This is a genomic window from Rhodococcus sp. (in: high G+C Gram-positive bacteria) (genome assembly GCF_049591685.1).
Lineage (GTDB): Bacteria > Actinomycetota > Actinomycetes > Mycobacteriales > Mycobacteriaceae > Rhodococcoides.
This window is the reverse complement of sequence record NZ_JBAWFH010000130.1, coordinates 1-9557: the sequence shown is the minus strand read 5'-3', so window position 1 is coordinate 9557 and position 9557 is coordinate 1. Positions and strand designations below refer to the sequence as shown.

General features: G+C 65.8%; 6 protein-coding genes and 2 pseudogenes. 5 read left to right on the top strand and 3 right to left on the bottom strand.

Features of this window, described 5'->3' with window-relative positions:
- The 4 genes and pseudogenes from WBQ44_RS05640 to WBQ44_RS05625 all read left to right on the top strand — a co-directional run.
- Nucleotides 1-306, top strand: a pseudogene (locus WBQ44_RS05640) (glycosyltransferase family 2 protein); the annotation flags it as partial.
- Between the two features lie 88 nt (nt 307-394).
- A complete protein-coding gene (locus tag WBQ44_RS05635) occupies nt 395-2479 on the top strand; it encodes a hypothetical protein (protein ID WP_495565747.1) in 2085 nt (694 codons plus the stop codon).
- Between the two features lie 219 nt (nt 2480-2698).
- On the top strand, nt 2699-3553 hold the full coding sequence (locus WBQ44_RS05630) for a glycosyltransferase family 2 protein (RefSeq protein ID WP_495565746.1): 855 nt from the start codon (nt 2699-2701) through the stop codon (nt 3551-3553).
- Entirely contained in the window at nt 3550-4515 is a 966-nt protein-coding gene (locus WBQ44_RS05625) for a glycosyltransferase family 2 protein (RefSeq protein ID WP_495565745.1), read from the top strand. The genes WBQ44_RS05630 and WBQ44_RS05625 overlap by 4 nt, the downstream gene beginning before the upstream one ends.
- On the opposite strand, the gene WBQ44_RS05620 is transcribed toward WBQ44_RS05625, so the two are convergent.
- Together WBQ44_RS05620 and WBQ44_RS05615 are read right to left on the bottom strand one after the other, a co-directional pair.
- Entirely contained in the window at nt 4512-7004 is a 2493-nt protein-coding gene (locus tag WBQ44_RS05620; RefSeq protein WP_495565744.1) for a glycosyl hydrolase 2 galactose-binding domain-containing protein, read from the bottom strand. The genes WBQ44_RS05625 and WBQ44_RS05620 overlap by 4 nt on opposite strands.
- Nucleotides 7001-8008 carry a DUF1839 family protein gene (locus tag WBQ44_RS05615; protein WP_495565748.1) on the bottom strand — a complete coding sequence of 336 codons (1008 nt, stop codon included), beginning with the start codon at nt 8006-8008 and terminating at the stop codon, nt 7001-7003. Before WBQ44_RS05615 ends, WBQ44_RS05620 begins: the two co-directional genes overlap by 4 nt.
- Before the next feature lie 372 nt (nt 8009-8380).
- Between WBQ44_RS05615 and WBQ44_RS05610 the strand changes: the two genes are divergently transcribed.
- Entirely contained in the window at nt 8381-9340 is a 960-nt protein-coding gene (locus WBQ44_RS05610) for an endonuclease/exonuclease/phosphatase family protein (protein ID WP_495565743.1), read from the top strand.
- A gap of 16 nt (nt 9341-9356) precedes the next feature.
- Here WBQ44_RS05610 and WBQ44_RS05605 read toward each other — a convergent pair.
- Nucleotides 9357-9557 (bottom strand): annotated as a pseudogene (locus tag WBQ44_RS05605) (Hsp70 family protein); the annotation flags it as partial.

The window sequence follows — 9557 nt, the reverse complement described above, 5'->3', positions numbered from 1 at the left end:
GTGCAGGCCCGCGGTTACGGGCTGGGCCTCGGCGCATGGCTGATGACGGTGGCGACCGACAGGAAGTCGGCGACGCTCGCCGCCCGCGTCGCCGTTCGCCGAATCGGCAGTGCCGTCAGGCTGTCGGCGAAGATGAGCAAGGTCGCCTCGCCGCCGGACGATCTCGCCGCCGACCTGCCCGACGGAATCGGCAGGATGGAACTGCTCTCCATCGCCAAGGGCCCGGGTGCTTTGCGACGCAGCCGCCGCGGTGGCCGCCGTCGTAACCCTCTGTCGGAGGTGAGTCGTGAGCCTGTCCTCGACTGACCAGCACAGCACCGTTCTTTCCTCCCCCGAGCGCAGTTACAGGCTTTCAGCACCTCGACCGGCTTTCCGATTTGCAGACGTCGCCGTTATGGCGGCGATCACCGGGTCGGCGGCGATGCTTCCGCTACCGACCGCGCTGCGCGCACTACTTCTCGCGTTCACCGTGTTCGCCGGGCCCGGTTCGGCAATCCTGACGTGGGTGTACCTGCCGCCGCGGGCCAGGATGACCGCCGTCCCGTTGCTCGGTCTGTCCGTGTTCACCCTCGTCACGCTGGCGGCGATGTGGGGGTATCAGTGGTCCCCTCGCTGGATCACCGGCATCGTCGTCATCGCGCTCCTGTCCTCGTCCGCGCTCTGGTACCGCAGGCATGACGAGTGGCCCGACCTGCGCGGGTGGCGTCGGTGGGCCGAGCACACATTTTCTCCGAACACGCTGCGCGAGCGCATACTTCGGGCGCGGACGACGTTGTGGGATCGCGAGTTCCTTCGGCGCAACGTCGCGGGCCTCATGCTTGCGCTCGCGCTGGTGTTGTGGCTCCCCGCTCTGCCCGGCCTGAGAGATGCCGGCTATTCGCAGTTCGGTCTGCTGACCGCGGGTACGGGGCCGATCCTGGTGATCTGCATGCTGCTCGTGGTCGGAGCCTTCCTGATCGCTGTGCGGCGCAATCAACTTCGGCTGACCGTCGCGGCACTGGCTACGGCCATAATCGTGCAGCGGCTCACCGTCACCGTCGTCACGAGCGCGCCGATCTACGAGTGGACGTACAAGCACATCGCGGTCACCGAGTACATCCTCTCGTTCGGATCGCTGCCGCCCAACGGCATCGACATCTACGCGCAGTGGCCCGGTTTCTTCGTCGTGACGGCATGGTTCAGCGACGTCACCGGCTTCGGCATCCTGCCGATGGCGCACATCTTCGCGCCGGTCACCCACGTGCTGACGGCTGTCTTCGTCTACGGCCTCGCGCGTGTGCTGAAGATGCGCCCCAGGGTCGCCGTCACCGCGGCCATGCTGGCAGAACTCGTCAACTGGGTCGGGCAGGACTATTACGCGCCACAGGGGCTCGGATTCGTTCTGGCCGTCGGTTTCATGGTCCTGCTGCTCGCGTCCACGCAGTTGCGCGCGGCCGGCTTCCTGGCGATCATCCCGTTCGCGGCTCTGGTGCCGACGCATCAGCTGACGCCGTTCTGGTTGTTCGCGGTCACCGGTGTGCTGTTGGTCACCGGGCGCGCGAGGCCGTGGTGGCTGATGTTCCCATTTGCCGTGATCCTGCTGGGCTACCTGTACCCGCGCCTGAGCATCGTTGCGCCGTACGGGTTGTTGTCCGGCTTCGATCCGGTCGAGAACGCAGCCAGCAACGTCCAGGCACCGGGCATTCTGGGCAAGCAGGTGACGTCGCTGATCTGTCGGGCTCTGTCGGCCGGTGTGTTCGGGTTGGCGATGGTGTCCGTGGTCTACGCATGGCGCACCAAGAAGACCTTCTGGGCTCCGATGGTCATGGCGTTCGGTTCGGTCGGCCTGCTCGCCGGGCAGAGCTACGGCGGCGAGGCCATCTTCCGGGTCTACCTGTACGCGATCCCGGGATGCGTGTTGCTCATCGCCCCGATGCTTCTGGCAGCGCTCGATGCGAAACCGCAGAACGCACGGTCGGCGGTGCGTCGCGTCGGAGCCCGAGCCGCGGTGGCAATAGCGGGCCTCGGCACGCTCGGTGCGGCAACGTTCGGTCTGCAGGGTTATTACGGCCTGTGGCCGTTGGTCATCGAGCACCGGGAGCAGGTCGATCAGACGCGTGCACTCGTCGCCGAGTCGCCTGCCGGGTCCACGTTCACGATGCTCTACCCCGCGGGCTTCCCGATCAGGTCGACGGCCAAGTACGTCGAGCAGGCCGAGGCCAACGAGATGTTCGACGCGCCGCTGAACTATTACGGCCCCGAGTACATGCTCGAGTTTCCGACCGACGAGCAACTGACAGCATTCGAGTGGGATGCGTCTCAGCGGGACACGCCGTCGTACGTCATTCTGACGCGTCAGTCACTCGAAGCGATGAAGTATTACGGATTCATGCAGGACGGCGCCGCAGAGACCTTCGAGCGCTGGTTACGGGCCAATCCCGCATGGTCGGTGCAGGCTCAGGATGCCGACACCATCGTCTTCGTACGGGCATCGACTTAAACCCTCGTTCGGTATGACATACATCTCCAAACATCCCTCGAGTTTGTTTCCAACCAGCTTGACAAACCTGCAGCTTCTTTTAAGGTTGTACCCAGTCGATGAAAACAGTCTCCCGTCGCCGAAGCCGGTAACAGGAAACTGCCATCTATGGATCCGCCGGGGGTCGCGTCATGGATGTTCTGAGATCAGTCGGACACACACGCACTCATACCGTCTGGAATGGATATGTTGAACTCCCATAACCCGCGTATCAGCATCGTCATCCCGACCCTCAACGAAGCGGCCAACCTGCGCCACGTACTTCCGTTGCTGTCACACGATTACGAACTCATCCTGGTCGACGGCGGCTCCATCGACGGCACCATCGATGCCGCCCGCGAGATCCGCGGCGACATCCGTGTCATTCAGCAGACCCGTAAGGGTAAGGGCAATGCCCTCGCATGCGGCTTCGAAGCCGCCACCGGCGACATCATCGTGATGTTCGACGCCGATGGCTCGGCCGACGCGGACGAAATTCCTCGGTTCGTCGACGCACTCCTCGCCGGCGCGGATTTCGCCAAGGGCAGCCGCTTCACCGACGGCGGCGGAAGCCACGACATCACGCCGCTGCGTCGCGCCGGCAACGGTGGACTGCACCTGGTCGCCAACACTCTCTTCGGAACCAAGTTCTCCGATCTCTGCTACGGCTACAACGCATTCTGGCGCGATCTCGTGCCGGTGCTGGACTTGCCGCCGGTCGATCAGGACGGCGCCGAGGGCGAAATGCTCTGGGGCGACGGTTTCGAAATCGAGACCATTATCAACTGCCGCTTCGCCGAGGCCGACGTGCTCATCCAGGAAGTACCGAGCATCGAACTGGCCCGCATCTACGGCCAGAGCAACCTCCGCACCTTCTCCGACGGCTTCCGCGTGCTTCGCACCCTGTTCACCGAGCGTCTGCGCGCCCGCAAGCTGGCCAAGAACTCGATCCCGCGTCCCGATCGCCGCACCAACGATGCGCGTACCGACATGGACCTTGAGTTCGAGGCCTTCGAGGTATTCGAAGAGGTCCCGCTACAAGAGAAGTCGGCGTGAACAATCCGTCTTCGACGGTTGTCATCTGTGCGTACACGCTCGACCGCTGGGACGATCTGAGCGCTGCTGTCGACGCCGTTCTGGCGCAGTCGGTTGCGGCATCGGAGCTGCTCGTCGTCATCGATCACAACGAGAAACTCCTTGCGCGCGCCGGGTCCGAGTTCGGTCCGCGCGGCGAAACCGTCAGCGTCGTCGCAAATAGTCATCCCCGCGGCTTGTCGGGGGCACGAAACACCTCGCTCGACCTTGCGACCGGCGACATCGTCGTCTTCCTCGACGATGACGCCACCCCTCGGACCACCGAGTGGCTGGCTTCTCTGCTGGCGCATTACGCCGACCCCGCCGTGTATGCGGTGGGCGGGTCCGCGTACCCGAAATGGCCCACCACCCGTCCCGCTTTCCTGCCCACTGCGGTGGCCGGTGAACCGGGCGAACTGGATTGGATCGTGGGCTGTACGTACAGGGGGCAGCCCACGACCACTTCAGCCGTACGCAATCTGATGGGCGCCAACATGTCCTTCCGCCGCGAGCCCGTCGTGGCTCTCGGCGGGTTCGTCTCGGGCATCGGCCGCATCGGCCGAACCCCGTTGGGCTGCGAAGAAACCGAACTGTGCATCAGGCTTCGACAGAACCACCCCGACGCCGAGATCGTGTTCGACCCGTCGATCGTCGTCGATCACACGGTCAGTAGCGACCGCACCAGGCCGCGCTACCTTCTCTCGCGTAGTTACGCGGAGGGTGTGTCGAAGGCAGCGATCTCGCGCCTCATCGGATCCGGGGACGCGTTGTCGTCCGAACGCGCGTACACGGCGAAGATCCTGCCGCGCGCGGTCGGCCGCGAAACGACGGCAGCTGCTCGTGGCAACCCGGCGCGCGCGTGGGGTGCGGTGGCCGTGGTGGCAAGCGTCGGCGCTGCAGGCTTCGGCTACGCCCGCGGTCGGCTGAGCAAGATCTCCAGCTAGGCAGTCTCCGCTCGAACTATCTGCGTGCGCTTGATCGAATTGAGCGCACGCACATGCCCGCTCGGCGCAGTGCCGTCACCTGTGAGCGTCAGCACCCGGCTCGTTCCGGGCGCAAGGTGGAACCACGAATCGCTCGTGTCGACACCGTCGACGTCCACGCACACGTACTGCGCGGGCCACTGCGTCGACACTGTGAGCTCCCATTGCCCGGGGGCCGACGGTGCGGCGTGGGCCTCGAGTCCAACATCGTTCTGCCGGTCTTGGCGATCCCCGACGAGATGGGTCGCTTCGGCGACGCAGCGCCCCCTGTCGTCGACGACGGTTGCGTGCACGGCCGCGTATGTCTGCGCCCCGAACCGGTACGAGTGGTTCACATCCGCAAACGTTCCGATCACTCGGTCAAGCGGAATGCTGGTGGCGCTGCGAGCGTCGAGTGCGACGGACATCTCATGGCGCTCGCTCGATCCACCCGATCGATGTAGCTCGACGTGCAGGGTGCCGATTACCGGCTCCGGTGTGTCGTCGAGGAGCTCGATGGTGAGGCCGTCGAGTCCGTCGTCGACCACGAACACGGCGACCGGGCTGCTGAGTCTCGCGAGGCTGTACCACGGAGCCTTCTTCGCGCCGGTGGAGTCGAGCAGGCCCCACCCCGCCCCGGGCACGAGGTCGCGCAGTGTCAGAACGAGAGCGCCCGTACATTCGGACCCTGTTCTGCGCCAATGCATGTACGACACAGTGACGGCCTCGCACACCGCGGCGCGGCCGTAGTCCAGGTACAGCTCGGCGTCGTCGCGGCGAACGAGGTGTGGATCCACCCCGAAGATCTCGCGCACGTAGTGATCGCGGACGTCCTCGAAATCCCACGACGAACCGCGGTCGCGGGGTACGGCGTCTTTCCACTGCGGGTGGTGTCCGGCGACATTCGCCGAGCCGAACATGGTGTCGACGGCACGGCGCTCGGGCGGGACGGCGAAGGCCAGACATTCGGCGGCGAATCGCACCCGCGCGCTGCGCACGTCCGACAGCGGACGCAGGTACCCGCCGACCCCGAAGTAGTGGGCGATGCCGTCACCCACGTGAGTGTGCAACTCCCCGGTCGTGGACGAGGGTGACGAGGTGACGTACGGCGTTCCGGGCAGCTCGGCGTCGAGGATCGCCGGGATTGCGTTCTGCAGCAACGGTATGCGCTGATCCTCGGTGGGCAACCCGAGCATCGTGGGTTGCTGCTGCGTCTCACTTCCCCCGCTCACGACCGTCAGCGCCGGGTTGCCGCCGACCATCGCTGTGAAGGCCGAGAGTTCACGCTCGACGGTGTCGACGAACTCCGCGCCTTCGGGGGGGTCGGTCGTTGCGAACATGACGTCCTGCCACACCATGATTCCCAATTCGGCACACAGCGACCAGAATTCGGCCTGCTCGTACACCATCGTGCCGACGACCCGAACCATGTTCAGTCCGGCGTCGCGCACCCCCTGCAGCTCGGTTCGCATCGCAGCGGCGTCCACCCACAGCCGTATCGCATCCGGCGGCACCCAGCATCCACCACGCGCGAACGTACGAATACCGTTGACGGTCAACGTGACTGCGCGGTCATCACGGTTCAGCTCGACACTGCGGAACCCGACCCGCCCACCGCAGACCACCGCACCGTCGAGCTCGAGTGACCACGGGTACAGCGTCGGATCTCCGTGCGTGTGCGGCCACCACAGCATCACGTTGGTCACCGTCACCACGGCGTCGACGAAGTTCTCGTCGACGGATACGACCCAGGAGTGGTCACCGATGTGCAGAACGGCGGTCGAGGCTCGGCTCTCGATCCTCGCGCGTAAGTGCAGCCGGCCGTACCCGCCCGCCGCCGTGGCGCCGACGCGCACGTCGGACACGGCAGTGGGTTCGCGCAGAGTTACCGGTCGCCACAGCCCGACGGGCGGCTGAAGCGGGCCGTACACGGGTGCTCGGCCCAGCAGCGTGGTGCGTTCGTGACGCAGGCCCTGCTGGGCGACGAGCGAGGATCTCCATCGACCGCGCGGGCGCCGCGTCTTCAGGTGCGCCGCCATGGATTCGACGCGGACGACGATGCGGACGTCGCCCTCACCCGCCGGCACGTCGACAGTCTCGGGCACGAACATCGAGCGAATCCGTGCCACCTCGTCGAAGGCAGGCCGCCCGATCCACACCGTTGCGCGTGTCGCGACGCCCTCGAAGGTCAGTTCCGTCGCGATGTTCGTCGGCACCGAGGCCGTGGTGGAGTACCACCAGTCCAGCTCGTCGATATCTGCCATCACGACACCTGCTCGGACAGCGGACGATGCCGCGGTGCCCGGCACCTCCGCCTTCATCCACCGGTCATCGCCGACCAGATCGCCGGCCGAGTCGTCGGGTAGTTCGTCCGGATGCACGTACCGCCCGGCCGGCGCCCAAGTCAGACGCCAGTCGGCGTCAGCCAGGAAGTCGGTGGAGTGAAGATCGTTGGAATGAGCGCCGGTCACAGAGCAGCCGACACGATTTCCATCGCAGCAGCCCAGTTGGACGCCATGTCGGCGAGCGGCTCGTCGAGTGTCACCGCTCGTCCGCGAGATGCTCGTGCCATCCGGAACTGCACTGCTTTCGCGCCCTGGGCAACCTGCAGAAAGTGCGGGACCGCTGCGTCGAGGCCCGTGATGCCGCGTTCGGTCAGGTAACCGACTAGGTCTGCGGCGAGTTCGGCGGTGGCGCCGCACTGGCGCAGCAGACCGAACGACCACAGGTGGAAGGCGTCGGGGCCCGAGGACTGCACGAGAGGAATGTCGGCGACGATGCGCTCGGCGAGCCGCTCGACCGGGTTGCCGGACGGGCGCCGTGCGAGATGGGCACGGGCGACGTCCAGGTCGCGGTTCCCGACGCCGTCGGCAACAAGACTGCGTCCGAGCCGGATTTGCTCGACATACGGCAGCAGCACCTCGGCGTGCGGGGCCGGGCTGAGGTTGAAGACGCCGTCGAAGTCGGCGCCGGACAGCTCGAAGTAGCCGCGGTTGTGGAAGTACCCGAGAGTCTGCTCCTGCACGTCGACGGAGTTGGGAACGATGGTGGTCTTGGTGTGCTGGTTGCGGTAGCTGGTGCCCGCGGTGTCGGGTAGCCAGAATCCGTCGACCTCGACGGTGGCCAGCACCCCGTCGGCGATCGCGTCGCGGACGTGGTCGAGCACCGGGCGCCACACGTTCATCTCGCCGACCTCGAGGCCGTAGAGCGTCCGCAGGTCCTCGGACTGCATCTTGACGAAGTCCCACTGCCTGCCGTCGCAGTCAGCGCTCAGCACGAAGGCGAGCGCCGGGACGGGGTCGGCGCCGAGGGAGTGGAGTAGTTCGATCCACAGGTCGACGTAGCAGTTGGTTTCCGTCCACACGCGATCGTGCGCATGGATGGGATGAGGCCGGTAGGTGGTCGGATGGACGTCCAGGACGTGCTCATCGGTCGTCGGTCGCACTTGTGGTGCGAATGCAGTTCTGTCGTCCATGATTGTTGCGCTGGACATGTGTCTCCCGTCGGATCGGGGCCCACGGTCCCCCGGCCGCCGAATTGCCCGTATTGCCTAGATTCAACTGAGGATTCTAACCAATCGGTATGTTTAACGCGCAATAATCGTCTGTAAGGTTGAAAATAGACGATTCGATATTCAGCTCGGCCGTCTGCCGAGAAGTTGAAGCATCGAACGACGGAATCGGTGGCATTCACAAAGAGAACAGTCGCTTCCGGGCCGGTAATGCTGATGCGCGGTTCGCTGATGACCGCACTTGCATACGGCGTCTGAGCTGGGCATCCACCTACTCTAGTCAATGCACTGTCACCCGATGCCGCGTGCAGCGCGACCCACCGAAGGAGCAAAGAAGTGCGACGCGTCCTGCGCCTGTCGGCTGTTGCAACCGGGGGCGTGATCCTGGGTTCCGCGTTCGCCATGGTCGTCGCTCGACAGCTGGGAGTGACGCAAATCACCTTGGTAGCACTCCTCGTCGGCATGCCGTTCGCCGCCATCCCCACGGCCGCCGCAGCAGGACTGTTCGCGGCCGCGAAATCACGGGTCGGCGTCGGGCTCGCCCTCGCGCTCACCGGCGGGCTCGTCGGACTGCAGGTTCCGCAGTTTCTCGCCGACGACAACACCTCGTCAGGCGCGGAGATCACCGTCCTCACCGTCAACGTCGCGCACGGTGATGCCGACGCGGCCGCGATCGTCGACCAGGCTCGATCCAGCAAAGCCGACTTCCTGGCCGTGCAGGAGCTGACGCAAGCAGAGGTCGACGATCTGACCGCCGCGGGCATCGACGAGCTGATGCCGTACAACTTCACCGCGGCGTTGCCGGTGGCCGACGGCACCGGCCTGTGGAGTCGCACGCCACTGACCGACGGCACTCGCCTTGCCGGTTTCGGGTTCGTCCCCGTTCAGGCGAACACGGTGGTCTACGGCGTCCCACTCACCGTCGTGTCGTTCCACGCGATGTCGCCCGCCACGCCCCGCCACACCGTCCAATGGGCGGAAGATCTGGCGCATATGCGTCGGCTGATGGAGTCGTATCCCGGCACGGTCGTCGTGGCCGGCGATTTCAACGCCACCGGTGATCATCGGCAGTTCCGCGACCTCGCGAGAGGCGAATTCCGTGACGCTGCCGAGTCCGCGGGTGCGGGCCTCTTCCGCACCTTCCCGTCGAGCAGGCCGCTCGCTCGCCTCGACCACGTGGTGACGAGCGCGAGTGTCGACGCACTCGAGGTGGGCCCGGTGACGATCCCGGACTCCGACCACCTCGCCGTCGTTGCCAGGTTGCGGCTTCCCGCGTCCGACACCCCGGCGTCGTAGACAGCAGGAGCTCGGGCTAGAAGCGCGGCAGCTGGAAAACCGGCGGCGGCGGGAGCTGAAATTGCGGCAACTGAATCTGCGGTAGTCCCGGGATGAGCGGCGGCGGTGGTGGCGGGGGTGCCGGAACCGGTGCCGGCTCGTCGTACTGCGGTGCCTCGTACGTGTCGACCGGCGCGGGCGCTGCGGGTGCCGGGGCGACCGTCGTGGTGGGTGGAAG

What these genes read in the sequence shown, in the direction of transcription:
- WBQ44_RS05615 (WP_495565748.1), bottom strand. Translation starts at nt 8,008, where the DNA reads ATGGACGACAGAACTGCATTCGCACCACAAGTGCGACCGACGACCGAT.
- WBQ44_RS05630 (WP_495565746.1), top strand. Translation starts at nt 2,699, where the DNA reads ATGGATATGTTGAACTCCCATAACCCGCGTATCAGCATCGTCATCCCG.
- WBQ44_RS05635 (WP_495565747.1), top strand. Translation starts at nt 395, where the DNA reads ATGGCGGCGATCACCGGGTCGGCGGCGATGCTTCCGCTACCGACCGCG.